Source organism: Rhizobium mesosinicum (genome assembly GCF_019511345.1).
Classification (GTDB): domain Bacteria; phylum Pseudomonadota; class Alphaproteobacteria; order Rhizobiales; family Rhizobiaceae; genus Rhizobium; species Rhizobium mesosinicum.
In genome coordinates this window covers 128,977-155,590 of sequence record NZ_JAEUAK010000012.1, presented here as the reverse complement: position 1 = coordinate 155,590, position 26,614 = coordinate 128,977, and the positions used below count along the sequence as shown (strand labels likewise).

Annotated in this window: 30 protein-coding genes; 16 read left to right on the top strand and 14 right to left on the bottom strand. The window is 60.2% G+C overall.

Annotated features, from left to right (window positions below; genetic code table 11):
* The first annotated feature begins 43 nt into the window (after positions 1 to 43).
* Positions 44 to 451: a hypothetical protein gene (locus JNB85_RS25800; RefSeq protein ID WP_220337262.1), complete on the top strand. Its 408-nt coding sequence runs from the start codon at positions 44 to 46 to the stop codon at positions 449 to 451.
* Here JNB85_RS25800 and JNB85_RS25795 read toward each other — a convergent pair.
* From JNB85_RS25795 to JNB85_RS25785, 3 genes are all read right to left on the bottom strand, one after another.
* A complete protein-coding gene (locus tag JNB85_RS25795) occupies positions 448 to 1,578 on the bottom strand; it encodes a DUF2336 domain-containing protein (protein WP_220337261.1) in 1,131 nt (376 codons plus the stop codon). The genes JNB85_RS25800 and JNB85_RS25795 overlap by 4 nt on opposite strands.
* 123 nt (positions 1,579 to 1,701) lie before the next feature.
* Complete coding sequence (locus JNB85_RS25790; RefSeq protein WP_220337260.1) at positions 1,702 to 2,304, bottom strand: flavin reductase family protein; 603 nt, start codon at positions 2,302 to 2,304, stop codon at positions 1,702 to 1,704.
* On the bottom strand, positions 2,304 to 2,888 hold the full coding sequence (locus tag JNB85_RS25785) for a nitroreductase family protein (protein WP_220337259.1): 585 nt from the start codon (positions 2,886 to 2,888) through the stop codon (positions 2,304 to 2,306). The genes JNB85_RS25790 and JNB85_RS25785 overlap by 1 nt, the downstream gene beginning before the upstream one ends.
* A 113-nt stretch (positions 2,889 to 3,001) precedes the next feature.
* On the opposite strand from JNB85_RS25785, the gene JNB85_RS25780 reads away from it, so the two are divergent.
* Positions 3,002 to 4,105, top strand: coding sequence for a hypothetical protein (locus JNB85_RS25780; protein ID WP_220337258.1), 1,104 nt, complete (start codon positions 3,002 to 3,004; stop codon positions 4,103 to 4,105).
* A 27-nt stretch (positions 4,106 to 4,132) separates the two neighbouring features.
* On the opposite strand, the gene JNB85_RS25775 is transcribed toward JNB85_RS25780, so the two are convergent.
* The 5 genes from JNB85_RS25775 to JNB85_RS25755 form a co-directional block, all read right to left on the bottom strand.
* Positions 4,133 to 4,972 carry a lysophospholipid acyltransferase family protein gene (locus JNB85_RS25775; protein WP_220337257.1) on the bottom strand — a complete coding sequence of 280 codons (840 nt, stop codon included), beginning with the start codon at positions 4,970 to 4,972 and terminating at the stop codon, positions 4,133 to 4,135.
* Between the two features lie 124 nt (positions 4,973 to 5,096).
* Positions 5,097 to 7,103: a threonine--tRNA ligase gene (thrS, locus tag JNB85_RS25770; RefSeq protein WP_220337256.1), complete on the bottom strand. Its 2,007-nt coding sequence runs from the start codon at positions 7,101 to 7,103 to the stop codon at positions 5,097 to 5,099.
* A gap of 121 nt (positions 7,104 to 7,224) precedes the next feature.
* On the bottom strand, positions 7,225 to 7,752 hold the full coding sequence (locus JNB85_RS25765; protein ID WP_220337255.1) for a DUF1697 domain-containing protein: 528 nt from the start codon (positions 7,750 to 7,752) through the stop codon (positions 7,225 to 7,227).
* A 1-nt stretch (position 7,753) separates the two neighbouring features.
* A complete protein-coding gene (gene yidD / locus JNB85_RS25760; protein ID WP_220337253.1) occupies positions 7,754 to 8,158 on the bottom strand; it encodes a membrane protein insertion efficiency factor YidD in 405 nt (134 codons plus the stop codon).
* A 3-nt stretch (positions 8,159 to 8,161) separates the two neighbouring features.
* Positions 8,162 to 8,608: an iron-sulfur cluster assembly scaffold protein gene (locus JNB85_RS25755; RefSeq protein ID WP_220337251.1), complete on the bottom strand. Its 447-nt coding sequence runs from the start codon at positions 8,606 to 8,608 to the stop codon at positions 8,162 to 8,164.
* Positions 8,609 to 8,948: 340 nt separating this feature from the next.
* Here JNB85_RS25755 and folE point away from each other — a divergent pair, with 340 nt between their 5' ends.
* The 3 genes from folE to JNB85_RS25740 all read left to right on the top strand — a co-directional run bounded on the left by folE (position 8,949) and on the right by JNB85_RS25740 (position 11,126).
* Complete coding sequence (gene folE, locus JNB85_RS25750; protein WP_220337249.1) at positions 8,949 to 9,563, top strand: GTP cyclohydrolase I FolE; 615 nt, start codon at positions 8,949 to 8,951, stop codon at positions 9,561 to 9,563.
* Between the two features lie 25 nt (positions 9,564 to 9,588).
* Positions 9,589 to 10,041: a phosphoribosyl-AMP cyclohydrolase gene (gene hisI / locus JNB85_RS25745; protein ID WP_220337248.1), complete on the top strand. Its 453-nt coding sequence runs from the start codon at positions 9,589 to 9,591 to the stop codon at positions 10,039 to 10,041.
* A gap of 116 nt (positions 10,042 to 10,157) precedes the next feature.
* A complete protein-coding gene (locus JNB85_RS25740; RefSeq protein WP_220337246.1) occupies positions 10,158 to 11,126 on the top strand; it encodes a patatin-like phospholipase family protein in 969 nt (322 codons plus the stop codon).
* Positions 11,127 to 11,181: 55 nt separating this feature from the next.
* On the opposite strand, the gene JNB85_RS25735 is transcribed toward JNB85_RS25740, so the two are convergent.
* Complete coding sequence (locus JNB85_RS25735) at positions 11,182 to 11,616, bottom strand: CBS domain-containing protein (RefSeq protein WP_220337244.1); 435 nt, start codon at positions 11,614 to 11,616, stop codon at positions 11,182 to 11,184.
* Between the two features lie 97 nt (positions 11,617 to 11,713).
* Positions 11,714 to 12,499 (bottom strand): rhomboid family intramembrane serine protease, encoded by a 786-nt coding sequence (locus tag JNB85_RS25730; protein WP_220337243.1) that lies wholly within the window; start codon positions 12,497 to 12,499, stop codon positions 11,714 to 11,716.
* A gap of 294 nt (positions 12,500 to 12,793) precedes the next feature.
* Between JNB85_RS25730 and JNB85_RS25725 the strand changes: the two genes are divergently transcribed.
* The 7 genes from JNB85_RS25725 (at position 12,794) to JNB85_RS25695 (ending at position 19,413) form a co-directional block, all read left to right on the top strand.
* Positions 12,794 to 13,411, top strand: a complete 618-nt coding sequence (locus tag JNB85_RS25725) for a PAS domain-containing protein (protein ID WP_220337241.1) — start codon at positions 12,794 to 12,796, stop codon at positions 13,409 to 13,411.
* A gap of 122 nt (positions 13,412 to 13,533) precedes the next feature.
* Complete coding sequence (locus JNB85_RS25720) at positions 13,534 to 14,145, top strand: PilZ domain-containing protein (RefSeq protein ID WP_220337239.1); 612 nt, start codon at positions 13,534 to 13,536, stop codon at positions 14,143 to 14,145.
* A 203-nt stretch (positions 14,146 to 14,348) separates the two neighbouring features.
* Positions 14,349 to 15,308, top strand: coding sequence for a prolyl aminopeptidase (gene pip, locus JNB85_RS25715; RefSeq protein ID WP_220337237.1), 960 nt, complete (start codon positions 14,349 to 14,351; stop codon positions 15,306 to 15,308).
* 382 nt (positions 15,309 to 15,690) lie between these two features.
* Positions 15,691 to 16,296 carry a transglutaminase-like cysteine peptidase gene (locus JNB85_RS25710; RefSeq protein WP_183830887.1) on the top strand — a complete coding sequence of 202 codons (606 nt, stop codon included), beginning with the start codon at positions 15,691 to 15,693 and terminating at the stop codon, positions 16,294 to 16,296.
* A 282-nt stretch (positions 16,297 to 16,578) separates the two neighbouring features.
* A complete protein-coding gene (locus JNB85_RS25705) occupies positions 16,579 to 17,325 on the top strand; it encodes a hypothetical protein (RefSeq protein WP_220337235.1) in 747 nt (248 codons plus the stop codon).
* 119 nt (positions 17,326 to 17,444) lie between these two features.
* Positions 17,445 to 19,025: a D-alanyl-D-alanine carboxypeptidase gene (locus JNB85_RS25700; RefSeq protein ID WP_220337233.1), complete on the top strand. Its 1,581-nt coding sequence runs from the start codon at positions 17,445 to 17,447 to the stop codon at positions 19,023 to 19,025.
* A gap of 112 nt (positions 19,026 to 19,137) precedes the next feature.
* Positions 19,138 to 19,413: a hypothetical protein gene (locus tag JNB85_RS25695; RefSeq protein ID WP_220337231.1), complete on the top strand. Its 276-nt coding sequence runs from the start codon at positions 19,138 to 19,140 to the stop codon at positions 19,411 to 19,413.
* A 15-nt stretch (positions 19,414 to 19,428) separates the two neighbouring features.
* Here JNB85_RS25695 and JNB85_RS25690 read toward each other — a convergent pair whose 3' ends face one another.
* Positions 19,429 to 19,866: a DUF1489 family protein gene (locus tag JNB85_RS25690; protein WP_220337230.1), complete on the bottom strand. Its 438-nt coding sequence runs from the start codon at positions 19,864 to 19,866 to the stop codon at positions 19,429 to 19,431.
* A 108-nt stretch (positions 19,867 to 19,974) separates the two neighbouring features.
* On the bottom strand, positions 19,975 to 21,381 hold the full coding sequence (locus JNB85_RS25685) for an L-serine ammonia-lyase (RefSeq protein WP_220337228.1): 1,407 nt from the start codon (positions 21,379 to 21,381) through the stop codon (positions 19,975 to 19,977).
* 211 nt (positions 21,382 to 21,592) lie between these two features.
* Here JNB85_RS25685 and JNB85_RS25680 point away from each other — a divergent pair, with 211 nt between their 5' ends.
* Together JNB85_RS25680 and JNB85_RS25675 are read left to right on the top strand one after the other, a co-directional pair.
* Positions 21,593 to 22,360, top strand: coding sequence for a DUF599 domain-containing protein (locus JNB85_RS25680; RefSeq protein WP_220337297.1), 768 nt, complete (start codon positions 21,593 to 21,595; stop codon positions 22,358 to 22,360).
* Entirely contained in the window at positions 22,361 to 23,380 is a 1,020-nt protein-coding gene (locus JNB85_RS25675) for a heparan-alpha-glucosaminide N-acetyltransferase (protein WP_220337226.1), read from the top strand.
* On the opposite strand, the gene JNB85_RS25670 is transcribed toward JNB85_RS25675, so the two are convergent.
* Together JNB85_RS25670 and mgtE are read right to left on the bottom strand one after the other, a co-directional pair.
* On the bottom strand, positions 23,381 to 23,773 hold the full coding sequence (locus JNB85_RS25670; RefSeq protein WP_007826104.1) for a MerR family transcriptional regulator: 393 nt from the start codon (positions 23,771 to 23,773) through the stop codon (positions 23,381 to 23,383).
* A gap of 65 nt (positions 23,774 to 23,838) precedes the next feature.
* Positions 23,839 to 25,254 (bottom strand): magnesium transporter, encoded by a 1,416-nt coding sequence (gene mgtE, locus JNB85_RS25665; protein ID WP_220337224.1) that lies wholly within the window; start codon positions 25,252 to 25,254, stop codon positions 23,839 to 23,841.
* Between the two features lie 243 nt (positions 25,255 to 25,497).
* Here mgtE and JNB85_RS25660 point away from each other — a divergent pair, with 243 nt between their 5' ends.
* Positions 25,498 to 25,992: a peptide deformylase gene (locus tag JNB85_RS25660; protein ID WP_220337223.1), complete on the top strand. Its 495-nt coding sequence runs from the start codon at positions 25,498 to 25,500 to the stop codon at positions 25,990 to 25,992.
* A 76-nt stretch (positions 25,993 to 26,068) separates the two neighbouring features.
* The gene (locus JNB85_RS25655; protein WP_220337222.1) at positions 26,069 to 26,566 is read left to right on the top strand and encodes a BON domain-containing protein; all 498 of its coding nucleotides are present in this window, start codon (positions 26,069 to 26,071) and stop codon (positions 26,564 to 26,566) included.
* Positions 26,567 to 26,614: the final 48 nt, after the last annotated feature.

Sequence of the window (26,614 nt, the reverse complement as noted above, 5' to 3'; positions counted from 1 at the left end):
CTTTCGAAGGTGGTGACATGCTCAATAGCCATGGAGGCAAAATATGCAAGCCGTCCTCATCGCCATGACGATCCTCGGTTGCGACGATTCCGTCAGCCGGTGCAATTACGTTGCCACGGTCGACAAACACTGGGAAACCGTCGTCGCCTGTGATGCCGAGGCCGAACAGCGGATGAAGGCCTATGCCAATGCGAGCTATCCGACCGTCATCGCCGTCTGCGAGGCGCCGAAGTCGCTTGCCGCTGCCGAACCGGCCAAGCCCGCGCCCGCTGCACCGGCAGCGCCCGAGGTAGCCGAACAACGGGATGGCCTTGGCGGTTTCGTGGATACTATTGCCGGGCGTGTGCGCGCCAATCTGCCTTCCGGCCGGGACGTAAAAAACACCCTGGCGAAACCGCTGCACTTCGTTTCTGCAAGCTATTCCTGGGCCGCGGCCCGGTTTAACGACTAGGCAGCCGCAAGCGAGGCATAAACACGGGCCGACCGGCGCTGCTCGGCAACATGCAGCTTTTCGACCATATCGAGCAACTCGCCGACGGCGTCGTGCTGCCCGACCCGGTTGTGGAATTTCTGGAGCAGGCGCCCGCAGACGCTGCCGAGAAGCGAGGCTGACGTCTTGCGCGAAGCCTCGCGCCACATGAACGTCGCCTCCACGAAGATGATGCTGATATCGCGCGGCAGGCCGGCCGATTCATAGAGCGCGCGCACGGCATGCATGCGGCCCGTGGCAAGGATTGCCCGCACGCGCCGATCGTTGCAGCCGGATAGATTGACGATGGCGCAGGCGAAGAACTCCACCTTGCCGCAGCAGAGCGCATGCATGAGGAAGGACGGCGTCAGCCGGTCGTTCAGGCGAAGATGCTCGACAAGATCAGGGACTTCGATCGGTGAGATGTCGCCGGCAATGGAAACGATCGCTGCTTCCGTCGCCTCGCGGCTGATGCGCTGCAGCCTCTGGAGGCCGATTGCCGCCTGCGCCAACGGCAGACCGACCAGCGCATTGCTGACATGCTGTGTCAGAATCTGCCGGGCATCGGCCGGCAGGTCGCTGCGGTCGAGTAGCAGGTTTCTAATGTCGCTGACGTCGCCGAGCCGTTCGGCAATCCGTTTCAGGGACTGGGCGGAAATCGCGGCGCCATCGTTTTCCAGGAGGCAGAGAACCTCCTCCTCATCGCCAACCTCGGCAAGTGCCGCGGAAACCGGACGCGTCACCTGGGCGCGTGCCGCGATCAGCATCCGTGTCGCGCCATTGCCGCGTGCCGCGAGATCGACGAGATCGGCGTCGGTCAACACCGGCGAGCAGGTCACCGCATGGCAGGCGATCTCCGGTTGGTCGCCGGCGAGCGAGAGAACGATGTTGCGCGGCGCATGCGGTGCCCAGGCTATCGCCTCGGCGAGCGCAAGCCGCACACGCGGCGACGGATCGTCGAGCAGATAGGTCATCGCCTTTTCGGCAGCATCGCGCCGCTCGCCGGACATTTCCGATTTGAGATAGACGCGTCCGAGAGCACTCGCAGCGGCCGCCCTGTCAGCGGCCTTGGCCGTTTCGGCCCAACGAAGAAATGCCTCAATGATCACGACCACGCCCCGGGTACTGGACGCGATTCGGTCGCGTCTTATTCAATAAAAGGACGGTAGCCGAAAAAAGTTTATTATTGGTTCACCATGTTTATTAGCCTTTGCTCAAGCCTTGCGTCGTGGTCAGACTTTCGGCCTGAACATTTCGAAGACCTCGCTGCCCTCGCAATAATCCATATAGCCCATGCGCGCGATCGGCCGCGCCAACGCCACATCGAAGCGCCCGTTGTTGATGATGGTCTCATCGATATGAATGCCGACAACTTCCCCAAAGACGAAGACATTCTCGGATGCTTGGCCGGACAGTGTCTTCGGCTCGATGATCTCGGTCACCTTGCATTCCAATACGGCGAAAGCCTCAGCCACATAGGGCGCATCGATGAGTTCCGCCTGTTTTGGAGTCAGCCCTGCGAATTCGAACTCGTTGGTGCCGTGAGGTAAGGCAGCAGAGGTCAGGTTCATCTGCTCCGCCAAATTGCGGCTGACGAAATTGCAGGTGAATACGCCGGTCTCCCTGGCGTTTTGCTGGCTATGCTTATGCCCGCTCGACGAAAACATCACAAGCTTCGGCTTGTCGGCGACTGCGTTGAAGAAGGAATAGGGCGCCAGATTGATCGACCCCTCCCTGCCCTTGCTGCCGATCCAGCCGATCGGGCGCGGCGCGACGATCGCCTTAAAAGGATCGTGCGCCAGTCCGTGCCGGTTGGTATCTGTCGTATAGAACATCACACTTCGCCGCCGACCCAGGTGACCGTCTCGGTTAGTTCGGGACGCGGACGCTCGACGGGTGGGAACGTGCTGGAGCCGATATGGATGAAGCCGGCGACCTTTTCACCTGGGTGGACGCCGAGCAGCGGATAGGCTCGCTCGTCGTAGGCAAACCATTCCGTCAGCCAGTTTGCAACGTAGCCATGCGCATTGGCGGCCAGGATCACGTTGAGGCAGAGCGCGCCGGCCGACATGATCTGCTCCCATTCGGGGATCTTGATATGCGGTCCGGCCTTGCTGACGATGCCGACGACGACGGGTGCGCGCGTAAAGCGCGTGCGCTCCACCTGGATCATTTCCTCGGAAAGGTCGGGCTTGGCTTCGAGAGCCAGTTTCAGCAGCTCTTCGCCGAGCCTTACACGCTCTTCGCCGCGATAGACGATGAAGCGCCAGGGGGCGAGCTTGCCGTGATCGGGAACGCGCGATGCAAGGCGTAGAATTTCCTCTATCTCTTCCTTTGCCGGTCCCGGTTCGCACATCTGGAATGCAGGGATTGAACGGCGCACGGCGAGATAATCGATCAGCTTGATGTCGGATTTCATGCGGGGGAAACTCTCATTTATAGGCGAAGGCTGGCCACAGGTCTTGAATTTGCCATGGCATTGGTCTTGAAGTGGACTCTGCGATTTCAGAAGTCAATCGGTTCACGAACAGGATGTTTGGCATTTTGCCTTTTGCACGAATTGGCCTTGCTATTACCCTGATGTTGCTGACGCCATTCGGCGCTGCAGGCCAGGACGCCTTCAAGGAATTCAAGCAGCTCGAATCGACGCCGAAAATGCCGAAGCTCAACGCATTCGTCGCGCCGGGAGCGGCACAAGGCGTGCGCCTGCGTGACGTTTCGCTGGAGGCGAAGTTGACGGCCGATGGCGCGCCTGTCGAAGACGGGCTTTCCTGGTATGTCTTCAGCCCGGTTGCCGGAGCCGATGGCAAGTTGCCGCTCATCGCCAGTTCCCGCGGAGGCACGGCAGCCTTCCAGCTCGCTGCCGGCGATTATTTCGTCAATGTCTCCTTCGGCCGCGCCGGCGTTACCAAGAAGCTGACGGTGCCGGATGCAAGCGAAGTCGACAAGCAAGTCATGATTCTCGATGCCGGCGGCCTGTTGCTCAATGCCGTCTCCGGCTCCGATGTCCGTATTCGACCTAACCAGCTGAGCTTCTCGATCTATTCCGCCGAAGTCCGCGACGACGGCGAGCGCGGCCTTGTGATGGCCGATGTACCGCCAAATACGGTCGTACGCCTCAATGCCGGCACCTATCACGTCGTTTCCGAATACGGCAACGTCAACGCCACGATCCGCGCCGATATTCAGGTCGAAGCCGGCAAGCTCACCGAAGCGACGATCCAGCACAGGGCCGCTCAGATCAATTTCAAGCTGGTTTCAGAAACCGGCGGCGAAGCGATCGCCGATACCGCCTGGTCGATCCTGACGGCGGCCGGCGACAGCGTTGGCGAAAGTGTCAGCGCCTTTCCGACCATGGTGCTGGCGGAAGGTGAATACACAGCGGTCGCCCGCAACAAGGACAAGATCTATCAGCGTGATTTCACTGTCGCTGCCGGCGTCAATACCGATGTCGAAGTGCTGATGAAGGACCAGCAGGCCCAGCAGCCAATTGCTCCAGCCGCCACGGCCCTGCCGCCGGGACAGGCCGCGGCCGGGCCGAAGGGCGTGCCCCAGCCGGGTGGTGAAATCCCGCCGCAGCCGCCCTTGCCGTCCTACGAAGATCTTCAAAACGGCGACGGCGCCAGCCTCGACTGATGCCGGATTCGGACATTCGGGAAGTTTTCAGCTTGCGCGCTTGATGAAGGCCTTCTTCTTCGGCGCCATCGAGAAGACGGCCTCAAAGAGGCGTGCGAGCAGATCTTTTCGGTCGCTGCCGCTGCTCAATTCCTCCCAGGACAATACCCTTCCCACATGCGCGATAATCGTGCTGCCTGAGAGACGGCGGAACTCACGGATCAGCAGCGACAGGCGCAGCGTCATCGAAACCCGGCTGGCGAGATGGAAGAGCCGGCCGTTCTGGCCTTCGAAATAGATCGGCAGCACGCTGGCGCGCGCCGCCTGGATGAGCTTGGCCGGGAACATCTTCCATGGCAGATCTTCGGCGCGACCGAAGCCCTTCTTGGCGGTGGCCACACCACCCGCCGGAAAAACCACGATCGTCGTCCCTTCCTTCAGCAGGCGAACGGCCTCGTGACGGCTCTTCATGTTCATCGCCATCGCTTCCTTGGTTTCCTCGAAGGAGATCGGCAGCGAGTAAGGCGCCATCTCCGGCACCTTCAGGAGATCGTTATGGATCAGCACTCGGAACGGACGGCCGAGCTGTTCGGCAAGCGCCAGAACCGCAATGCCGTCGCCGATGCCGAAAGGGTGATTGGCGACGATGACGATCGGTTCTTCCGGCAAGGGCGCGAGCGGCCAGTTGCCCTTCACATCGACCTCGACATTGATGAGGTCGAGCATCTTGCCGAAGACGCGGTCGCTCTTGCCGACGATATCGCTGCGCCAGATATCGTAGAGCCGCACATAGCGGTCACGGCCGGAAAGACCCTCGATGGATCGGATGAGCCAGCGCTTGAGGCGTGGATCCCGTTCGTTCGCGTAGGAAAGCTCTCTGAAGCGCACTCGAATGCCTGTCGGGATGAAAACCCGTCCCTATTTGTGGCGGCTATATTATTGTTGCATGTCAGATTTCTGACAGCGCCGGGCAGATCGACGCCGGGCGCTGTCATTGTCCAAAAAGCAATCTTCAGGCTGCCTTGGCCTTCTTTGCCTCGAGCTTGCGACGGATATCGGGCGGCGTTGCCTCCATGACAAGACCTTCGACCGCCGAATCGAGCGACATAGAGGTCTGCTCCTGGCTGCCGAGGCGGCGGATATTGACCGTGCGCTCTTCCGCTTCCTTCTTGCCGCAGACGATGATGACGGGAACTTTCGTAACGGAATGTTCGCGGATCTTGTAATTGATCTTCTCGTTACGGAAGTCGGTCTCGACATGCAGTCCGGCTTCGCGCAGCGCATCCGCCACTTCCCGGCCGTAGCCATCGGCTTCGGAAGTAATCGTCGCAACGACGACCTGCAGCGGCGAGACCCACAGCGGCAAATGGCCGGCGAAGTTCTCGATCAGGATGCCGAGGAAGCGTTCCATCGAGCCGCAAATGGCGCGATGGATCATCACCGGCTGCGTCTTTTCCGAATTGCTGTCGATATAGAAGGCGCCGAAGCGCTCCGGCAGGTTGAAATCCACCTGCGTCGTGCCGCACTGCCAATCGCGGCCGATCGCGTCCTTCAGCGTATATTCGAACTTCGGCCCATAAAAAGCGCCCTCGCCCGGCAGAATGCCGGTCTTGATGCGTCCCTCGGACTGTGCCTCGATCGTCTTCAGGACATCGGTCATGACGGCTTCCGCCCGGTCCCACAGCGCATCGGTGCCGACGCGCTTGTCCGGACGGGTGGAGAGCTTGACGACGATTTCCTTGAAACCGAAATCTTCATAGACCGAAAGGATCAGGTCGTTGATCTTCAGGCATTCGGCGGCCATCTGCTCATCGGTGCAGAAGATGTGCGCGTCGTCCTGAGTGAAGCCGCGCACGCGCATCAGCCCGTGCAGCGCGCCCGAAGGCTCATAGCGATGCACCAGGCCGAATTCCGCAAGACGGATCGGCAGCTCGCGGTAGGATTTCAGGCCATGCTTGAAGATCTGCACGTGGCCGGGGCAGTTCATCGGCTTCAGCGCAAAGACGCGGTTGTCCGCTTCCTTGTCTTCGGGGTGCGTCATGGCATGGGCCGATTTCACGGCGAACATGTTTTCCTGATACCAGCCCCAGTGCCCCGAGGTTTCCCAGAGCGCGGTGTCGAGCACTTGCGGCGCATTGACTTCCTGATAGTCGACGGCGAGACGGCGGCGCATATAGGCGACGAGTGACTGGAAGATGCGCCAGCCCTTGCCATGCCAGAAAACGACGCCCGGACCTTCTTCCTGGAAGTGGAACAGGTCCATTTCGCGGCCAAGCTTGCGATGGTCGCGCTTCTCGGCTTCCGCCAGCATGTGGAGATAGTTGTCGAGATCGGCCTGCTCGGCCCATGCGGTGCCGTAGATACGCGACAGCATGGCGTTATTGCTGTCGCCGCGCCAATAGGCGCCGGCAACCTTCATAAGTTTGAAGGCGGTGCCGATCTGGCCGGTGGAGGCCATGTGCGGGCCGCGGCAGAGATCGAACCAGTCGCCCTGACGATAGATCTTCAGATCCTGCCCTTCGGGGATAGCATCGACGAGCTCGACCTTGTACTGTTCGCCCTTGGCGGCAAAAACTTCCTTTGCCTTCTCGCGCGACCATACTTCCTTGGTGAAGGGCGCGTTGCGGGCGATGATCTCCTTCATCTTCTTTTCGATCTTCGGCAGATCGTCGAGCGTGAAGGGCTCGTTCTTGGCAAAGTCGTAATAGAAGCCGTTCTCGATAACAGGGCCGATCGTCACCTGTGTGCCGGGCCACAGTTCCTGCACGGCTTCGGCCATCACGTGTGCCGCGTCATGCCGGATGAGCTCCAGCGCGCGCGGATCCTTGCGCGTGATGATCTCGATCTTGCCGTCGGTGACGGCATCGGAAAGATCGCGCACGGTGCCGTCGATCGCAATGGCGACGGCGCTCTTGGCAAGCGACTTGGAAATGGATTCGGCGACATCCTTGCCGGTCGCGCCAGCTGCGAAGCTGCGCACCGAACCATCAGGAAATGTCAGGGAAACGGATTGGGACATCGAAATTCTCCTTGTCCAGTCCCGCCAACGAATGCGGGTGGTTGAAACGGAAGCGTCACCCCGTCAGGATGCGCTGCCGCCTGATACTGATATTTGGGGTCTGAGTAAAGGAAAAGCCTGTCTACAGGACCATTTCAAAAAGGCCGCGCACAGTGTTCCAGTTGCGCAGCGTACCCACGCCCATGCGCTTGGTCGTAAGCGCCGAAAGCAACTTGGATTGGCTCGGCTTACCGTGGAAATCGATCCAGAGATCGCAGCCGACGAGCTTCATCCGCTGCCCTTCGGCAAGGAGCGGCTTCAGCGCTTCCACCTTGTCCGGATCGATCGGCAGCCGGTTGACGCGCACGATCACCTGGTCGCCAACGCCGTCCTTGAAGGGATTGGCGCTGCAGAGCGCCATCCAGGTGCAGTCGCTGCGCACGATGATATCGACATGCTTACCGAACTTTTCCTCAAAGGCCTCTTCCAGCTTCTCTTCGACTTCGTGCGGCCGCATCTCGTCTGCCTCGAAGACGAGATTGCCGGTCGAGACCAGCGTGCGCGGTTTGCGAAAGCCGAGCTCTTCTGCAAGCTTCCGCAAATCCTCCATGATCACGCGCCGTTCGGAGGTCAGGACGATGCTATGCAGGAGTGCGATAAAGGTACACACCTCATGCCTCCTTCCGTCCGAGTGCGAAATAGCGCCAGGGCGTAAACCAGTGGAAACGGGATTCTAGCTCGTCGGGTACGCGGTCGAGTCCGCTCGTGCCGCCCGGACCGCACCGGCCGACGCGAAAAAGCGTCATCCAGCCGCCGGCCCAGAGCCCGTGGCGGGCGATGGCCTCATAGCCGTATTCGGAACAGGTCGGGATATGCCGGCAGGAATTGCCGATAAAGCCGGAAAGCGTCAGCTGATAGAGCCGGATCAGCCCCATACCGAAAAGGCGGTCAGGCGTCTTGCTGAACGGACCGGTGTAGTTGCGGGAAAATTTCTGCTGCCGCTGGGTGCGGGGCTTCGGCGCGGCGGCACCGCCCTCATCTTCCTCTTCCTCACGCAGCAGACAGAATTCGCACATCGTTCATGCCTCGACGGCTTCAGCGCGTTTTGCTTCGACCTGGCTGATGGCGTCGACGACGGCGTCGAAGGTCAGCATGGTGGAGGCGTGGCGGGCCTTGTAATCGCGCACGGGAAGGAGATAGCGCATGTCGGCGAACCGTCCATCCGGCCCCTCGCCATCCGCTTTCAGCATGGCGAGCATATCCTCGCGTGCCTGGCGCACTTCGCCAGATGTCGCGCCGACGACATGACGGGCCATGATCGAGGAGGACGCCTGACCGAGGGCACAGGCTTTCACGTCATGCGAAAAGGCGCTGATCCTATCGCCCTCCATTTTCAGCCAGATGCGCACTTTCGAACCGCAGAGCCTGGAATGTGCCTGGGCGCTCGCATCCGCGTCGTCAAGCCTGCCAGTCAAAGGGATATTGCCGGCAAATTCGAGGATTTTGCTGTTATAGATGTCGTCCATGACGGATCTGGCTCCAAAAACGCCTAAAAGAGACGCTAATTCCTATGTGATCGTCGTGTAAACAAAAAACACACAGTCAAACGACAGCATACTTACATACCAGGGTCGTCTTCCTATATGTATGTCGTTCGAGGGTCGTTGAAATGCAATGGCCCCGGATAACTTTGATTGGGAAGCCAAAAAGTTTGCCGATTGAGTTTGATTGGGAAACCGTGCCGGAAGGGTTCGAGAAAGCGAGCCTGGAAAGCCCCGGAGCCTGCCAAAGGTGCAAGAATTCCCGCTTGGGGTACCAGTGGCTAGTCCGAAAAGGTCCGCATTGCGGACCAGGAGACCATTGAATATGGACGCCATCGTCAAGAATTTTCCGCAGACCGTTCGTGAATCCGATCGCCCCTCCCAGCAGGAGGCAGAGGACGCCGTTCGCGTCCTGTTGCGCTGGGCCGGCGACGATCCGTCGCGCGAGGGCCTGCTGGATACGCCTGCCCGTGTCGCGAAGTCCTATCGCGAGCTCTTCGCCGGTTATGAGATGAGCCCGGAAGACGTACTCGGCCGCACCTTCGAGGAGGTTGCCGGTTACGACGACATGGTGCTGGTGAAGGATATTCCGTTCTTCTCGCATTGCGAACACCACATGGTGCCGATTATCGGCAAGGCCCATGTCGCCTATATGCCTGATGGACGCGTTCTCGGCCTTTCCAAGATCGCCCGCGTCGTCGAGATTTACGGCCGCCGCCTGCAGACGCAGGAAACGATGACTTCGCAGATCGCCAATGCCATCGACGAAACGCTGCGCCCACGCGGTGTCGCCGTCATGATCGAGGCCGAGCATATGTGCATGGCCATGCGCGGCGTTCAGAAGCAGGGCTCGACCACATTGACGACAACCTTTACAGGGACGTTCAAGACCGAACCGGCCGATCAGGTGCGATTCATGACGATGGTACGGGGTCGTTGATACCGGCTCCCTCAGGAAGGCCGCGATGAGTGAACTGATTTTCAATCAGCCGTCGGACGATAAATCCCAACTGGAGGATGCCGGCGATTTCACGCCGCATTTCGATGATCGCGGCCTGATCACAGCCATCGTCACCGATGCCGGCGACGGCGAATTGCTGATGGTCGCCCACATGAACGCCCAAGCTCTGGCATTGACCATCCAGACCGGCATCGCCCACTATTTCAGCCGCTCGCGCGGCAAGATCTGGAAGAAGGGCGAAACTTCGGGCAACCTGCAGACCGTCAAGGAAATCCGCACCGATTGCGACCAGGACGCCATCTGGCTGAAGGTCGAGGTTGCCGGCCATGACGCGACCTGTCATACCGGTCGTCGCTCCTGTTTCTATCGCACCATCACCCTTGAAGATGGCAAGCCCATGCTGACCATCGTCGATGACGACCTGCATTTCGATCCCAAGGACGTTTACGGAAAATAGGCCAAATCTCGTCCGCCTGCCCCTTATTGCGACGCCGGACCCCTCTATATACAATTTGGAAAGGGTTCGGGGCGGTTAATGAGAACCCAGATGTTCTGCCGGGAGGAGGGAATCCCATGTTGGGCTGGAGTATGAATCGTCAAAGCTCAGACGGGGGCGGTTCTGGCTCGGCAGTGCGTGACGACAAGCCCATTTCTCCTGTACTCTCCGTTCCCGAAAAGAAAGCTAAGCTGGCCCTGGCGCTTGGCGGCGGCGCCGCCCGCGGCTGGGCGCATATCGGCGTGCTGCGTGCGCTCGACGAAGCAAGCATCGAGATCGGCATGATCGCAGGCACCTCGATCGGCGCGCTCGTCGGCGGCTGCTATCTCGCCGGTAAACTCGACGAGCTGGAAAATTTCGCCCGGTCGCTCACCATGCGCCGCATCGCGAGCCTTCTCGACCTGACGATCGGCGGCTCCGGCCTCTTCGGCGGCATGCGGCTCACCAAACGCATGCAGGAACATCTGGAAGGACTGACGATCGAAGATCTCGACCGGCCTTTCGTCGCCGTCGCGGCCGAGGTCAACACCGGGCACGAAGTCTGGATCGCCAACGGTTCGCTGATCACGGCAATTCGTGCCTCTTACGCCCTGCCCGGGATCTTCGAGCCGGTCCGCAGCAATAACCGCACATTGGTCGACGGCGCGCTCGTCAATCCCGTGCCGGTTTCCGTCTGCCGAAGCTACGAGCAACCGCTCGTCGTCGCCGTCAACCTCAACTATGACCTCTACGGCCGCTCCGCCGTCGTCCGCCACAATGCCAGCCTCTCGCCGGCCGAAGTGCAGCAGCAGAGGGAGGCGCCCTATGCCGCCAGGATGGGCATGACCGGCGTCATGGTGCAGGCCTTCAACATCATTCAGGATCGCATCGCCCGAGCCCGCCTTGCCGGCGACCCGCCGGACATTTCGCTGCAGCCGCGCCTGTCGGATATCGGCCTGTCGGAGTTTCATCGTGCGGGGGAAGCCATCGAACGTGGCTATGAGGAAGCCCGGGCGAGACTGCCCGAGCTGCAGCGTATGCAGGAACTCTACGCCAGGCATTCCTGACGCCTAAGCAATTCCAGGTCGCAGCAGCGTCCGGAATTGGTAGAACAAGGGTCACTCAGCTCGCAATATAGGCCTTAATCTCTTCGGCCTCGCGCTCGACTTCGGCAATGCGCGATTTTACGACGTCGCCGATCGAAATAATGCCGGCAAGCTTGCCGTTGGTTTCCACGGGAACGTGGCGGAAACGTTTGCTGGTCATCAGCTCCATGAGCTCGTTGACCGAGGTCTGCTCGTTGCAGCGCAGGACCTTCGAGGTCATGACGGAAGAAAGCGTCTGATCGAGCCCATCCTTGCCGGCCTTGGCGATGACATGTACGAGATCACGCTCGGTGAACATGCCGGAAATCTTGTTTTCCATGCCGACGACGACGATCGCGCCGATCTTCTTTTTGCTGAGAATCGCAGCCGCTTCCCAAACCGTAGTATTCGGCCCTGCGGTGACGACGTCACGACCTTTCAGATCGAGTATTGCTTTGACGGAACTGGCCATATGGACCTCCTATGGCGAAAGTGAAACACTTCTCGGAAACACAGGCTCCGCGGCGGTCTCTCCTCCCATCGCGGAGGTCAATGGTGCACTTGTTGGATCATGATTGCAACTCGTCGTCGGGCAAAGGTTCTTCGAAATATTCCTCAGGCGGCTTCCGGTCGAAGAGCGCAAAAAGGAAGAAGCCGAAGACGAAACCGCCGATATGCGCATCCCAGGCAATCTCCTGGCTGCCGTCGCCGACAAGCGGGATGCCGAAGGCGATCAGCGCATTGCCGACCAGCCAGAGCAGCGTGAAGATGATCACCGTGCGGTTCTGCATCGCCTGCAGCACCGACACTCGCGGATTGAGATGCGCCGAGCTGGCGACGTGCCGCCCGGAAGGGAAGGCAAAGCGGCAGGCAGCGCCCATGAGGCCGGAGACCACGCCCGATGCGCCGATGAGCAGCCCCCGGCTCTCCCAGTTCAGAGCCGCGTGCAGCGCCGCCGAGGCGACAGCAGAAAGAATCCAGAACACGATGAAGCGGAAGGTGCCGATGCGGCGCACGACCGGCGCGCCGAAGGCCATCAGCCACAGTCCGTTGAAGACGATGTGCTCGATGCTTCCGTGCAGCAGTGAGTAGGTGACGGGCGTCCAGTAGAGCTGCGGCCCCTGCTCTGCGAGTGAAACGGCATAACGCAGCGGAATGAAGCCGAAGTTGAACAGGAACCAATCGAGCCAAACGTCCTGCAGTGCCGATTGCACGACGAAGATCAGGATCAGCAGCAGCAGCGTGGCAAGCAGCGTTGGCGGAAGATTGAAGACCGGCTGGCGCGGCGGCCGGGCCGGCGGTTCGGGCTGCGAAGGCTGGAATGCCTGGTCAGGCCCGGACGTCTGTTCGTTCATGCTCTCCTCGCCTCGTTTTGAGGCCTCAGCCATACAGGAGCCGCCTTCAAAAAAAAAGCCGTCCGGAACTGGCCGGACGGCTTGCCAGGGCTCCCCGAAGGATGACCCCTCCCCTGGCAGTCTTTGTGCAGAACTTCACTGTTCGAAGTGATGGAGAGACGGTCTCATGCTCGGCCCCGGCGCTCAAGCGAAACCCTTTCTTAACCTTAACTCGCCGGATTTGGCATGAAATCCGCAAGGTAGAAGGTAAAGGGGCGAAAACCGCACCCTAATGAACCGAAATGAGACACTGCCATGCGCCTTCAGATCACGATCGACATATTCGACTACTGGAATGCTCTGCGCGGCGGGCGGGATGCGCCGCTGAAATCGCAAATCGAGCCCGGCGCGATCCCTCACCTCCTGGCGAGTCTCTTCATACTGGAGACCGGTGAAGACCGGCATATCCGCTTCCGTCTCGCCGGCACCAAGATCTGCGATCTCTTCGGCCGCGATCTGCGCGGCGAACGCTTTTCCGCCCTCTGGGCCAATGGTCAGCACGAAGATATCGAAAAGACGGCAGAGGGCGTCATGGTTCATGCGATCCCGACGCTTTTCAACGCGACTGGCTACAGCATCGCCGGCCATGATGCGGTCTTCGAGATCATCATGATGCCGCTCCGTTCGCCGGAAGGCGGCTGCGACCGGCTGCTTGGCGCCATCGCGCCTGCCGCTGCTGCAAGCTGGCTGGAGATCGTGCCGCTGGAGCTTCTCGCCCTCGACCGCAGCCGGCTGCTGCATGACAGGTTCGGCCGTGCGGCCCAGGTCGAACCGCGTCGTCCCGCCGAGGTCGCCGCTGAAAAACAGGCCACCTTCGGCCGGTCCATGTTGCGCGCCATGTCGCATTTCCTGCATGGGGCAGCCGCCCGCTGACCGTCGCATTTTGGGTCGCCGCCCATAGTACTTTAGGGTTATGCGGCAGCTCGTTCCACAACCTTCTGTTAAGGGATTGCGGGTAAGGATTGGGCTTAGAGATTTTATGAAGAAGCCCTTTGATGCACTCGTTCCAGCCCGCTCAGACGCACCGACCTGCGCCGCGCCCAGAACAGGGAGTGTTCCAGCGCGTGCCTATCAACATGCAGGGTCGGCTGATGCTCGCGAATTACGAAGAATTCGAGTGCATGGTGATCGATATGTCGCCCGGCGACATGTATGTCACCTGCGCTGGCCGCCCGCGCGCCAATGAACGCATTGTCGCCTATATCGACCATCTCGGGCGCGTCGAGGGCCATGTACAGACCGTCGATATGCGTGGCTTCACCATGTCGATCAACGCCACCGAGCGCAAGCGCGAGAAGCTCGCGGCCCAGCTCACCTGGCTTGCCAACAAACACGAGCTCGGCCTGCCGGAAGATCGCCGTCATGATCGTCTGACCCCGCGCGAGACCAAGACCGAACTCACGCTGGACGATGGCACGCGCTACATCTGCCGTATCATGGACCTTTCGCTCTCGGGTGCCGCCGTCGATTGCGAAGTTCGCCCGCCGCTTGGTACGCCCGTCCGTCTCGGCAACATGCGCGGTCGCGTCGTCCGCCATTTCTCGGAGGGCGTTGCGATCGAATTCCTGTCGGTCCAGTCGCGCGAGACACTCCGCGAATTTCTCTGAGGCAATTCCAACAAAAGTGTGCAGCGGTTTTGCGTCCGGAATTGCGTAAAGCAAAAAGCAATTCCAGCAAAAATGCGCCGCAGTTCTGCGTCCGGTTTTCGGATCTGTCATCCTATGCGGCACGGATGCAGTGGAATTCCACGTCCATCATCTGTCCGTTACAGACTTGAAGGATACAGCGCGCTTCACCAAAGGGCACCGTCATGTCAGTCCTGTTTCCGGAAATTGAACCTTACGAACATGGCTTGCTCGACACGGGCGATGGCAACCTCGTCTACTGGGAAGCTTGCGGCAATCCTGCGGGCAAGCCTGCGCTCGTCCTGCATGGCGGACCGGGGTCCGGCTGCTCGACAACGGCACGGCGATATTTCGATCCTTCGGTCTACCGCATCATCCTCGTCGATCAGCGCAATTGCGGACGCAGCCTGCCGAATGCCGCCGACGCCGCGACCGACCTCTCCCGCAACACGACTGCCCATCTCATCGAGGACATAGAGAAGCTGCGCATTCTCTTCGGTGCGGAAAACTGGACGATCTTCGGTAATTCCTGGGGCTCGACGCTGGCGCTTGCCTATACGCAAACCCACCCCGGCCATGTTAACGGCATCGTCATTGCAGGCGTTACGACGACGCGCCGCTCGGAAATCGACTGGCTCTATCGCGGCCTAGCGCCGCTTTTTCCCGAGGAATGGCACCGGTTCGGCGAGGCGCTGCCGCCGGAGATTCGCAATATGGACCGCGTTAGCGCCTATCATCACCTGCTCAACGATCCCGAAGAGCAGGTGCGGCTGCAGGCAGCGCAGGACTGGCATGAATGGGAAGCGGCCACGATTCTGCTTGCCGATCCAGCCGGCCTGCCGCGCAGCTGGTCCGATCCGCTGTACCTTCTGACGCGCGCGCGTATCATCCCCCATTATTTTCGTGAGGGTGCGTGGCTGGAAGACGGCATCCTCCTGAAAAATGCCCCTAGCCTCGCTGGCATTCCGGGAATCCTCATCCATGGACGTTTCGATATGGAAGCACCGCTTGTCACCGCCTGGGAACTTGCCCGCGCATGGCCCGGTGTCGAACTTGTGGTGCTGCCGAAGGCGGCCCATTCCACTGCAAATACCGATATCGCCGCCGCGATCGTCGCAGCAACGAACAGATTTCGCGATCTCTGACGATATTATTTTTTCGGCCGAAAATCGGACCTGAGCCATAATCGGGTTTTGGAGAAGCGATTCCCGTCCTTGACGGGCCGCATTCCGACTTGCGCCAATTGCCATTCTCACCACAGGCGGCCGCAGAATTTTATTCGGCTTACCGAAAACCGTTAACAGCCTGTCCGTTTTTCGGGCATTTCCGGCCCGAAAGCCTTTTTCCCAATCCTCCAATTTTAATCGAATTTGCGACGAAAGCGATTTTAATTTTAGTCGTATTCGAGATGCATTTGAGTCAAGTTCTCTGCGTATTTGAATCAATTAAGCCTCTAATTTGATTACGTAATTTTGCGTGAGATAAAAATGTCCGTGTCATTGTCGTCCTCATAACGGGGAGACGATAATGTCAATTCGAAATCTACTGAAAGGCGGCCTTCTGGCTGTTGGCATGACAGTGGCAATGGCGGGCGCAGGACAGGCAGCCTCCGCCAGCATGACGCTTGCAGGCAACGCGAGCCCGCCGATCGGGCACTATGAATTCTGCCAGGCCAACCCGAGCGAATGTGCCTATGCCGGCGGCGACGCCGGTCCCGCAATCCTGACCGAGGATCGCTGGAAGGAAATTCTCAAAATCAACTACACCGTCAACTCCACCATCCAACCTATGACGGACAAGGAGATCTACGGTGTCGAGGAGCGCTGGGCCTATCCGCGCACCGTCGGCGACTGTGAGGATTTTGCTCTCCTGAAGCGCAAGATGCTGATCGATGCCGGCCTCTCACCGTCCGATACGCTGATAACGGTCGTGCTGCAGCCGAATGGCGAAGGCCACGCCGTGCTGACGGTGCGCACCGACCATGGCGACTTCATTCTCGACAACATGCGCAACAAGGTGCTGCTGTGGTCGGATACCGAATATACCTACCTCAAGCGCCAGTCCGCTGACGATCCGGCTCGCTGGACGAAGCTGCAGGACGGCCGCGCCGTCGCTGTGGGTAGCGTGAAGTAACAGGCATACCGGCCCGGTCAGTCCCCGCATCCCCGTCCCGACCGGCGCCCAGAGCCGTTCCCGCTGTCCCGGGAACGGCTCGCTTCGTTTTTGGCGCTTCCTTTTGGAGCGCCTGCCTCCATCCGGACGCACGCGCTCTAACTCTACGAAGCCGCACATCGGGCCGATGCCTGGCTGAGTTAACGGCTCGTTAACCTCCGCTGTCCCATCATCTCCTTGAGATTCATCACCGGCACCGACGACTCGTGTTCTCTTACGGCGGCCCGACATCCGAGAACGACGATGAGCCATTCCGCCGCGGGCCATCCTGGCGAGCAGCCTCTTATATCGACACGCTTTCTGATCCGCGTCACGGCCACGATCGCGGTCTTGGCGCTGCTGACGGTGACGATCAGCATCGCCGGCCGCTGGTTGGGCCGTCACATTTCGCTGGCTGGCAATACGGAAAGCAATGCCGGAATCACGCTCACCATCGGCCGCGACACCATTGCCCTCCCCGCCAACACGATTCGCTTCCCCAGCGAACGTCATGACGGTGCCGCCGAACGGGTCGATCTCTATCTCACCTGGCCGGAAATGCAGGGCTACAGCAAGCAAACGCGCCAGCGCTTCGACGACATTGCCCAGTCGTCAGGCCTGATTTTCCTGCAGATCACCCAAGGCACGATGTCGCGTGACATGTCGGGTCGGCTGGAGCCGATCTATTCGCATCTGATGGATGGTGCCTCCGAACCCTTTGCGCATGGCCTGACGCTGCACCGCCTTCGTGCGGATGCCGGTTACAGTGGTGAAGTGCTGCTGACCGCAAGGCGCGAAGGAAGCGTCGATTATGTGGTGCGCTGCGTCCTGCCCTCGTCTGCGGGAACGGCGACCAGCGGCGATTGCCAGCGCGATATCAAGGTCGGCAAGGATCTCAGTGTGCTCTACCGGTTCTCCAGCCGTCATTTGGCAGATTGGGACCATATTGATGCCGCGATTAGGACCTTTGTGGAAACCCGCCTTGTGAGCCGGTCTGCAACACCTCGCTAAAATCCCCGCAAATGTCTGAAGAAACGATTCATCATAAACGGATTGGTAACGCTGAACCGGTAGTTTTCTAAGACAGCCGGTTACGCAGCAGGGGGTGCGTGGCCCGCCGAACATCAAAAATGCAAGCGAAGAGTGGAATAGTGTCAAGGTCAATTTCCTCCGTATCATCGCCGTGGTCTGCCGGTTTCCTCGCAAAGGTGCTGACGATCCTTTCGATGGCTATCGCGGTCGTCGCGGTCGACTCGGTCAGTGCCGAAGCGGAAGCTGCAAATCCGAAATATGCCGGTATCGTCGTCGACGCCCGGACGGGAAATGTTCTCTACAGCGAGAATGCCGACCGTCTGCAGTATCCGGCGTCGCTCACGAAGATGATGACGCTCTACATGACTTTCGAGGCGCTCGAGCAGGGGCGCATCCGTCTCGACACGCCCGTTCCCTTCTCCGCTCACGCCGCTGCCCAGGCGCCGACCAAGCTCGGCGTGCGTGCCGGCGGCACGATCACCGTCGAACAGGGTATCCTGGGCCTTGTGACGCTGTCTGCTAATGATGCTGCGACCGCGCTCGGTGAAATGCTCGGCGGTTCGGAAGATCGCTTCGCGCAGATGATGACGGCCAAAGCGCATGCGCTCGGCATGACGCGCACCACCTATCGCAATGCCAACGGCCTGCCGAACACCGCGCAGATGACGACGGCTCGCGATCAGGCTCGCCTCGGCATCGCCCTTCGTCAGCATTTTCCGCAATATTACGGTTATTTCTCCGCGCGTGCCTTCAAGTTCGGCAATCGCGTGATCCGCAGCCATAATCGCCTGGTGGGTTCCGTCCGCGGCGTCGATGGCATCAAGACCGGCTACACCCGCGCTGCCGGCTTCAATCTGGTCAGCTCCCTGCAGGTCGATGGCAAGTCGATCGTCGGCGTGGTTCTCGGCGGTGCCTCCACCCCTGCCCGCGATTCGCAGATGCGCACGCTGCTCGCCACCTATCTGCCGAAGGCCTCCGCCAGTGGTGGGACGCTCATCGCCCAGTCGAAGCCAGTGCCTGAGATGATCGAAACGCCTGCGCCGGTTTCTCCCGCCAAGGTCGCCCAGTCGGAAAAGAAAACGATCGCCGCCAACCAGTCGCCGGTCACGGCAGCCGCTGCCGATCTCGGCCTGCCGCCTAAGGGTCCGCTTCCGGACAGCCGTTATCAGACGGCACGCACGGAAGTTGCCTATGCGGAAACCGCCGCACGCAAAACGGACAATCCTTTGCTGACGCAGCCGATGCCGTCTCCGACCAAGGTTAAGACGGTCGCGATCAAGCAGCAGCAGGAACAGGCTTCCGTCGCCGTGCCGACGCCGGCACCCGCCTATATGCCGCCGGAACAGGGCGATACCTCCGTCGACGAGCTGACGACGGCCTCCACCAAGGCCGCTCCTGCAAAGGAAGTTGCCGCGCGGGAAATGCCGCAGCCATCTGGCTGGGTCGTCCAGATCGGCGTCTCCTCGAGCCGTGAAACGGCGATGGACCTTCTGGCAAACGCCAAGGCCAAAGGCGGCAAAGCGCTGAGTTCCGCCAAGCCTTTTGCCGTCGCCTACGGCAGTGGAGGCGACCAGATCTACCGCGCCCGCTTCGGCGGCTTCGATGAGCAGCGCGACGCGGTCAACGCCTGCAAGGCCTTGAAAAAGGCCGGCGTCAAGTGCTGGGCAGCTGCCCAATGAAATATCCGGCGCTGCCTATGACTGACTTGGCAGCGCCCCAGTCTGCCGGCTGCGGTGTTCGCGCCGCCGGCAGTCGATCCTAGTTCGATTTGTATTGCGTACGAGGAAGATGATGTCGATCAACGAGAATATTCCAAATGCGCCTGGCGGGCGCCGAGCGGTCAACAAGGGCCGCTCTGGTTTGCATCCGCTGCACGAAGCAGCGCTGCGTCTTGCCGAAATCGGCCTGCAGCGCCCTAAGGCAAGATCGCCGAAGACCCGTGATCTCATCAACCTGCTGCTGTGCCACGGTGCCCGCGCGTGGCGCTATTCGCAGCCGGAAGCGCATATCCATTTGCACATCACGTCGCCCGGTGGAATTTCGCCCGTCATTCTGCGACTGCGATAAGGTGCAGGAAAGGCTCTATAGCAACCCCAGTTCAGAAAGCTCGCGGCGAAGATCCGCGGGCATTTCCGCAATGCCTGCGCCAAGACTGTGGAGATCGCGCGGCACGTCCTCATCGGGATAATAACGCCAGCCCTGGAAGGCGCGCTTTGGCTGGACCGAGGTTTCGATCACCTCCGGACCGAGTACCAGATGGCAGCGGCCGATCCCCTCTCCATCTGTAAATGTCTTGATGTCGAGGATCTTTTGCCGGGCCTGAACCTGCCCCTTGATCACCCAATAGAGCGAACCGCCGTCGAGCAGCTCTTCCACGCGCTTCGGTACCATGCGGGTCGTATGGACCGAGTGTGGCTCCATTCCGGCGGCAATGGCCCGCAGCGAGCGCTCGGCCACCCATTCGCGCAGGTCTTCGATCGAGTCGCAGCCGACGCAGAGCTTGATGAGATTTAGTGCCATGCTGCCGTTGAAATCCTTTTGACCGGCAGCGTCAAGCGGCTAAAGCATGTCGCGCAAAAGTGTACGGCGGTTTTGCGTCAACGACATGCTTGAAACTGAGCCGTAAACTCAGCATTCGACGACGTTGACAGCAAGGCCTCCGGTCGAGGTTTCTTTGTACTTTTCGCTCATGTCGTAGCCCGTCTGGCGCATCGTCTCGATGCAGGCGTCGAGCGGCACGAAATGCTGACCGTCGCCCTTCACTGCGAGGGATGCGGCCGTGACCGCCTTCACCGCACCCAGCGCATTGCGCTCGATACAGGGAACCTGCACCAGGCCGGCGATCGGATCGCAGGTCATGCCGAGATGGTGTTCGAGCGCGATTTCCGCGGCATTTTCGATCTGGGCCGGCGTGCCGCCCATGACTGCTGCGAGTCCTGCGGCTGCCATGGCGGCGGCTGAACCGACCTCGCCCTGACAGCCGACTTCTGCGCCCGAGATCGACGCATTGTGCTTGATGATGCCGCCGATCGCCGCTGCCGTCAGCAGATAGTCGTGGATGCCCTTCTGGTCCCAGTCCTCATGGAAATGCTCGTAGTAGCGGATCGTCGCCGGGATGACGCCCGCCGCCCCATTGGTCGGTGCTGTCACGACGCGTCCGCCCGCGGCATTCTCCTCGTTAACCGCCATCGCGTAGACGCTCAACCAGTCGTTGGCGAGCAGCGGGTTGACGCGGTTACTGCGCCACTCCTCCTGCAGCTTGTCGTGAATATGCTTGGCGCGGCGTCTGACGTTGAGGCCGCCAGGCATGACACCCTCGACCTTCAGTCCACGCTCAATGCAGGCACGCATCGCTTCCCAGATGCGGTCGAGACCGGCATTCAGTTCTTCGCGGCTGCGTTGGCCTTCCTCATTGGCGCGCTTCATCTGCGCGATGGTCAGACCGGACCGTTCGGCCATTTCCAGCATCTGTTTGGCGCTGGCGAAGGGATAGGGCACTTTGTAACTGCCTTGGGATGCCTTTTTGCGCGCCCGCATCTGCTCCAATTCGGTATCGGTGACGACGAAGCCGCCCCCGACGGAATAATAGATGCGCTTGACAAGAAGCCGACCGTCTTTGTCATAGGCGGAGAAGCTCATGCCGTTGGCGTGACCCGGCAGCGGCTGCTTCTTGTCGAAGATCAGGTCCGTTTTCGGCCGGAACTGGTAGGCTGGATGCCCCTCGGGCGCGATCCGGCCGCTCTTTTCTACCTCGTCGATGATCGCATCCATGCGATCCGGATCGACCTTGTCGGGCGCCTCGCCCATCAGTCCGAGAATGACGGCCCTGCCCGTTCCATGGCCTATTCCCGTATGGGCGAGCGAGCCGTGCAGGCTGACCTTGATGGCTGCCACCTGCGCGCCGGTGGAAGGACGCGGCCATTCGTTGGACAGGATGAGCTCAAGGAATCGGTTGGCAGCCGTCATCGGCCCCATCGTGTGCGAACTCGACGGCCCGACACCGATCTTGAACACATCGAATACCGAAAGAAACATGGAAGCGCCTTTTAAATTTCAGGATGCAGACTATGCGAGCCCGGTTCCGCATCCGCGTGGCGGACCGACATCGCCTTGAACCGGTGCGACATTCGGCCGGACACTAATTGGAAGCAGCCCGTCTTGCCAGTGATTCTCATCTTGCCGGTCATTGCAGCATTCGAATGCATCTGTAGAGTGGCCGCATTTATACGGGACTGACTCGCTGATGATGACGACGGCGGATTATATCGCGCTTGCCTTCTTTATCTTTATCTGGATGGGCTATTCCTGGCTGCTGCACGGCCAGACTTTCTTCGGGCGCACGAGCCTGACCCATGCCATGGCGGAGCGAAGGCGCGAATGGATATATAATTCTTTGCGCCGCGATTTGAAGATGATCGACACCCAGATCATGGCCGGGCTGCAGAACGGCACGGCTTTTTTCGCCTCTACGTCCATCTTCGCGGTAGGAAGCTGTTTCGCCCTGCTCGGTGCGACGGAAAAGGTGGATGCGGTCTTCGCCGATCTGCCTTTCGTCTTCCACAGCGGCCATGCGGTCTTTGAGATGAAGGTCGGCGGCCTTGCTGCCCTCTTCGGCTATGCCTTCTTCAAGTTCGGCTGGTCGTACCGGCTCTTCAACTATTGCACCATTCTCTTCGGCGGCATTCCGATGGTGCACGATACGGAAAAGGACGTGATCTCCGCCGAGCGCGCAGCAGAGCGTGTCATTCGTATGAATGTCATCGCAGGCGGCCATTTCAACGAGGGTCTTCGGGCGATTTTCCTGTCCATCGGTTATCTCGGCTGGTTCATCAACCCCTATGTTTTTATGGGGACGACGGCGATGGTCATTGTGGTCCTGACCCGCCGGCAATTCTTTTCGGAAGCGCGCCTCGCCATCATGGACGCCAATCCGCCACCAAATCTCCACCTTTCTGCTGTTCAGCGCGACAAGCCGTCGGCGAGCGACGGTGACGAACTGTCCGGGGGATTGTGAATGATACGGTCGGCAAAGGAAGCGGCGGCTGGTGCAAAAACGCCGCGTATCGGCCTCGTGGATACGGCGCGGGGTGCCGCGCTTATTGCCATGGCAACCTATCATTTCAGCTGGGACCTGGAATTCATGGGCTATCTGCAGGTCGGAACCGCCGAGACCGGCTGGCTGAAGATCTATGCCCGGGCGATTGCCACCACCTTCCTCTTCATCGTCGGCGTCAGCCTAGTGCTTGCCAGCCGGCCGGAAATGCGCTGGCCTGCCTTCTGGAAGCGTTTTGGCATGATCGCCGGTGCGGCCGTGGTCATATCGGCTGCGACCGCCTACTTCGTGCCCGGCGAATGGATCTATTTCGGCATCCTGCATTCCATCGCGGTTCTGAGCCTCATCGGCGTGGTCTTCCTGCGCCTGCCCTTGCCGGTGACGCTGCTCGCCACGCTTACGCTGTTTGTCGCCTGGATCGCCGATGCTTTCGTGATGCCCGGCGTGCTGGATTGGCACCTGTTCGACCCGAAATATCTGGCCTGGCTCGGCTTTGCGGCGACACCCGACCGGTCGAACGATTTTGTGCCGCTCTTTCCCTGGGCGATCCCATTCCTCCTCGGGATGGGCGTGGCGCGCATCGCCTTCCGAACGAACCTGCCCCTGCGGCTGGCCGCGTTAGGCACGGATCGAACATGGTTTGCGCGCCTCGGCCGCCACAGCCTTGCCTTTTACCTCATCCACCAACCGGTGCTGATCGCCATCGCCTATGGCCTGACCTTCATCGTGGCGCCGCCAAAGCCCGATCCGGCGGCGACCTATCTGCGCCAGTGCAATACCTCCTGCACGGTCGAGCAGGGCGAAGCGCTCTGCCGCAGCTTCTGCCAGTGCACGCTCGATAAGCTGCAGGCTCAGCAACTCTTCATGCCGTTCCAAGCTGGCGAGGTCAAGGCGGATGATGAGCGGATTATTGTTCTTGCCAGCCAGTGCAGCGCGGAAATAGAGCCAGCGCCGCAGTCAGAGCCCGTGCCGCAGCAATAATCAGGTGGTGACGCCGATTTCGGCGAGGCGGCCGAGGCAGGCCTCCTCGATATTGTCGAGCTCGGTGATCGTCTCATCGATATCCTTGCGCTTCTGGCGCAGGTCTTCGCGCTTCTCGTCGACGCGCTTCATGAGAAGCTTGAGCTGGCCGAGCTCGCCCGGCGGCTCCTTGTAGACCTGAATGATTTCGCGGATTTCGGCAATGGTGAAGCCGATGCGCCGGCCGCGCAGGATTTCCTGAATGAGGCGCCGGTCGGCGGGCCGGAAAAGCCGGGTGCGACCGCGGCGCTCCGGATGGATCAAACCCTCGTCTTCATAGAAGCGAAGCGTGCGCGTCGAAACTCCGAATTCGCGCGTCAGCTCCGTTATGGTATAATACTTGTTCACTAGCATCTCATCCCCGGTCATTGACCCGGCATAATATTGACTTTTACGTAATAGTCAATTTCGGCATCTGTTCAGATGCCGAACCACCATGTCGCGATGCCGAGGAAGGCGAAGAAGCCGGTGCAGTCGGTCACGGTGGTGACGAAGACGGATGAGGCGATCGCCGGATCCGCGCCCATCTTGTCGAGCAGCAGCGGCAGCAGGATGCCGGCAAGCGCCGCCGCGATCAGGTTGATGATCATTGCCGCGCCGATGACGGCGCCAAGCTGGTAGTTGTGGAACCAGGTGCCGGCGATCACGCCCAGCAGCAAGGCGAAGAGCATTCCGTTTAAAATGCCGACACCCGCCTCTCTGCGGATGATGCGACCGGCATTATAGATATCGAGATCGCGGGTCGCGAGCGCACGCACGGTGACGGTCATCGTTTGCGTACCGGCATTGCCGCCCATGGAGGCGACGATCGGCATCAGCACGGCCAGCGCGATCATCTTCTCGATTGAACCATCGAACAGACCGATGACGCTGGCGGACAGCATTGCCGTGCCGAGATTGATCAAGAGCCACAGGAAGCGCGAGCGCACGGTCGAGATCACATTGTCGGAGAGTTCTTCGTCGCCGACACCGCCGAGACGCTTGATGTCTTCGTCCGCTTCTTCATGGATCACGTCGACGACGTCGTCGATGGTAAGCACGCCGACGAGGCGTTCGTTCTCGTCGACGACGGCAGCCGAAAGAAGGTCGTACTGTTCGAAGAGCTGGGCCGCCTCTTCCTGGTCCATCTCGGCGGGTATCGGATGGTTCGTTTCCCGCATGATGGTTTCGATCTTCATCTGTCGCTTGGTGCGCAGGATCTGGTCGAGATCGACGGCGCCGAGCAGCTTGAAGGTCGGATCGATCACGAAGATCTGCGAGAAGGAATAGGGCAGATCCTCTTCGTCGCGCATATAGTCGATCGTCTGCCCCACCGTCCAGAATGGTGGCACGGCCACGAATTCCGTCTGCATGCGGCGGCCGGCAGAGCTTTCGGGGTAATCGAGGGCACGGCGAAGGCGCACTCGCTCCGTGAACGGCAGTTGTGCCAGAATTTCTTCCCGGTCTTCCTGGTCGAGGTCTTCGAGAATGTAGACGGCATCGTCCGAATCCAGTTCGCCGATGGCAGCCGCAATCTGCTCGTTCGGCAGCTGATCGACGATCTCGCGGCGGATCGTCTCGTCCACCTCGGTCAGCGCCGTCATATCGAAATCGTCGCCGAGCAGGCGCACCAGCGCCAGGCGCTGATCAGGCTGGATCGATTCCAGGAGGTCGCCTATTTCCGATTCGTGCAGGCGCGCGACGTTCTGGCGCAGAAACAGCGTGTCGCGATCGGCGATGGCAGCACCCAGGCGCGTCAGGAAATCGCTGCGCACGTTGCCGTCTTCGTTATAGATATCGACGTCTTCGTCTGCTGGACGTTTGCGATTGCGGTCTTCCGTGTCGGTCGTCGTCATAGGCCGCCCTCGCATCCTTATTTGATTTCAAACACTATCGAGCCGCGTTCGAGAATGTCGGCTGAAAATGCATTGTCAACAAGCGGATAAGCGAATTCCGCCCTGCCCTCGCAGCCGCCGGAATCCTCATTGACCAGCTAACCGAAAGCCCTTCTGCCGTAAAGCGCAAACCCTTGCTTTCTGATGACAATGCCTGTGGTCGGCTATAGTTTCCGCTGCCATCTGTCGAAAGGAAGCTTAGCTGTGCCGATCCGCCCGATTCTCCGCTATCCGCATCCCGGCCTGAAGACGGTCTGCGCGCCGGTGAGCTCGTTCGATTCTGCCCTGTCTGAGTTTGCTGACGATCTGCTGCAGACGATGCGCGCGGCACCCGGCGTCGGCATCACCGCTGCCCATGTCGGCGTCTTCCGGCGCCTCACGGTACTGGAGCTCGACAAGGCGGACGGCGTGCGCATCTACGCCAATCCGGAGATCACGTGGTTTTCGGATGAGACGATGGTTCATCTGGAAGGCAGTGTCTCGATGCCGGGTGCAACGGATGAGGTCATCCGGCCGAGGGCGGTTCGTTTTCGCTATCAGGATTTGCATGGCCATCAGCATGAAGAAGAGGCCACCGGCTTCCTCGCCATCTGTATCCAGCACGAAGTCGATCAACTCGACGGCATTTTCTGGCTGCAGCGCCTGTCGCGGCTGAAGCGTGACCGGCTGATCAGGAAATGGGAAAAGACGAAAAGCTGAGGCTCGCGCCACTATCGGGCGAACCAATGGCCCACTTCCGACGTTTGCCTTGCAGTGAAACCGGAAGGAGACGGAAATGCCAAAGATCAATGACAAGACCTCGCTTTCCCGCGAAGAGGATTACCGCGACTTCGAAGAGCGCAATCTCGACGACGGCTGGCCCTATGCCGACGGCAGCGGCGCCAAGGCTGACGGCAGTGAAAACCGTGCTTATGGCGAAACCTCGGCCAATTTCGACCGCGACCGCAACAGCGGTTTCCGCATCGACGGCACGGACGACGATGGCAATGAAAATCGCTTGAAGGATTCGCTCGAGCCTCATACGATCGACCGTGACGAAAGCGACGACCTTGAAGCCCGCGTGACCGAGAACCTGGAGAATATCCCCGACGTGGATATCGACAGTGTGGACGTTCACGCCGACGGCCATACCGTGACGCTGGAGGGTTCGGTCGAAACGATTGGCATTGCCCGCAAGGTCGAACTTGGCGCCCTGTCGGTAGACGGTGTCCACCATGTCCGCAACCACCTGCAGACGACCGGTGTCGACGCCCATATTCCGAACGAGGATTGAGGCGAAAAACACAAAGTCGCCACATTTGAAAACCGGAAAGCGCCCTGC

What these genes read in the sequence shown, in the direction of transcription:
- thrS (WP_220337256.1), bottom strand. Translation starts at nt 7,103, where the DNA reads ATGTCCCAATCCGTTTCCCTGACATTTCCTGATGGTTCGGTGCGCAGC.
- mgtE (WP_220337224.1), bottom strand. Translation starts at nt 25,254, where the DNA reads ATGACGACGACCGACACGGAAGACCGCAATCGCAAACGTCCAGCAGAC.
- JNB85_RS25780 (WP_220337258.1), top strand. Translation starts at nt 3,002, where the DNA reads ATGTTTGGCATTTTGCCTTTTGCACGAATTGGCCTTGCTATTACCCTG.
- JNB85_RS25700 (WP_220337233.1), top strand. Translation starts at nt 17,445, where the DNA reads ATGCAAGCGAAGAGTGGAATAGTGTCAAGGTCAATTTCCTCCGTATCA.
- folE (WP_220337249.1), top strand. Translation starts at nt 8,949, where the DNA reads ATGGACGCCATCGTCAAGAATTTTCCGCAGACCGTTCGTGAATCCGAT.
- JNB85_RS25730 (WP_220337243.1), bottom strand. Translation starts at nt 12,499, where the DNA reads ATGAACGAACAGACGTCCGGGCCTGACCAGGCATTCCAGCCTTCGCAG.
- JNB85_RS25695 (WP_220337231.1), top strand. Translation starts at nt 19,138, where the DNA reads ATGTCGATCAACGAGAATATTCCAAATGCGCCTGGCGGGCGCCGAGCG.
- JNB85_RS25670 (WP_007826104.1), bottom strand. Translation starts at nt 23,773, where the DNA reads ATGCTAGTGAACAAGTATTATACCATAACGGAGCTGACGCGCGAATTC.
- JNB85_RS25655 (WP_220337222.1), top strand. Translation starts at nt 26,069, where the DNA reads ATGCCAAAGATCAATGACAAGACCTCGCTTTCCCGCGAAGAGGATTAC.
- JNB85_RS25680 (WP_220337297.1), top strand. Translation starts at nt 21,593, where the DNA reads ATGACGACGGCGGATTATATCGCGCTTGCCTTCTTTATCTTTATCTGG.
- JNB85_RS25735 (WP_220337244.1), bottom strand. Translation starts at nt 11,616, where the DNA reads ATGGCCAGTTCCGTCAAAGCAATACTCGATCTGAAAGGTCGTGACGTC.
- hisI (WP_220337248.1), top strand. Translation starts at nt 9,589, where the DNA reads ATGAGTGAACTGATTTTCAATCAGCCGTCGGACGATAAATCCCAACTG.
- JNB85_RS25710 (WP_183830887.1), top strand. Translation starts at nt 15,691, where the DNA reads ATGTCAATTCGAAATCTACTGAAAGGCGGCCTTCTGGCTGTTGGCATG.
- pip (WP_220337237.1), top strand. Translation starts at nt 14,349, where the DNA reads ATGTCAGTCCTGTTTCCGGAAATTGAACCTTACGAACATGGCTTGCTC.
- JNB85_RS25740 (WP_220337246.1), top strand. Translation starts at nt 10,158, where the DNA reads ATGTTGGGCTGGAGTATGAATCGTCAAAGCTCAGACGGGGGCGGTTCT.
- JNB85_RS25705 (WP_220337235.1), top strand. Translation starts at nt 16,579, where the DNA reads ATGAGCCATTCCGCCGCGGGCCATCCTGGCGAGCAGCCTCTTATATCG.
- JNB85_RS25785 (WP_220337259.1), bottom strand. Translation starts at nt 2,888, where the DNA reads ATGAAATCCGACATCAAGCTGATCGATTATCTCGCCGTGCGCCGTTCA.
- JNB85_RS25725 (WP_220337241.1), top strand. Translation starts at nt 12,794, where the DNA reads ATGCGCCTTCAGATCACGATCGACATATTCGACTACTGGAATGCTCTG.
- JNB85_RS25755 (WP_220337251.1), bottom strand. Translation starts at nt 8,608, where the DNA reads ATGGACGACATCTATAACAGCAAAATCCTCGAATTTGCCGGCAATATC.
- JNB85_RS25675 (WP_220337226.1), top strand. Translation starts at nt 22,361, where the DNA reads ATGATACGGTCGGCAAAGGAAGCGGCGGCTGGTGCAAAAACGCCGCGT.
- JNB85_RS25720 (WP_220337239.1), top strand. Translation starts at nt 13,534, where the DNA reads ATGCACTCGTTCCAGCCCGCTCAGACGCACCGACCTGCGCCGCGCCCA.
- JNB85_RS25690 (WP_220337230.1), bottom strand. Translation starts at nt 19,866, where the DNA reads ATGGCACTAAATCTCATCAAGCTCTGCGTCGGCTGCGACTCGATCGAA.
- yidD (WP_220337253.1), bottom strand. Translation starts at nt 8,158, where the DNA reads ATGTGCGAATTCTGTCTGCTGCGTGAGGAAGAGGAAGATGAGGGCGGT.
- JNB85_RS25685 (WP_220337228.1), bottom strand. Translation starts at nt 21,381, where the DNA reads ATGTTTCTTTCGGTATTCGATGTGTTCAAGATCGGTGTCGGGCCGTCG.
- JNB85_RS25800 (WP_220337262.1), top strand. Translation starts at nt 44, where the DNA reads ATGCAAGCCGTCCTCATCGCCATGACGATCCTCGGTTGCGACGATTCC.
- JNB85_RS25790 (WP_220337260.1), bottom strand. Translation starts at nt 2,304, where the DNA reads ATGTTCTATACGACAGATACCAACCGGCACGGACTGGCGCACGATCCT.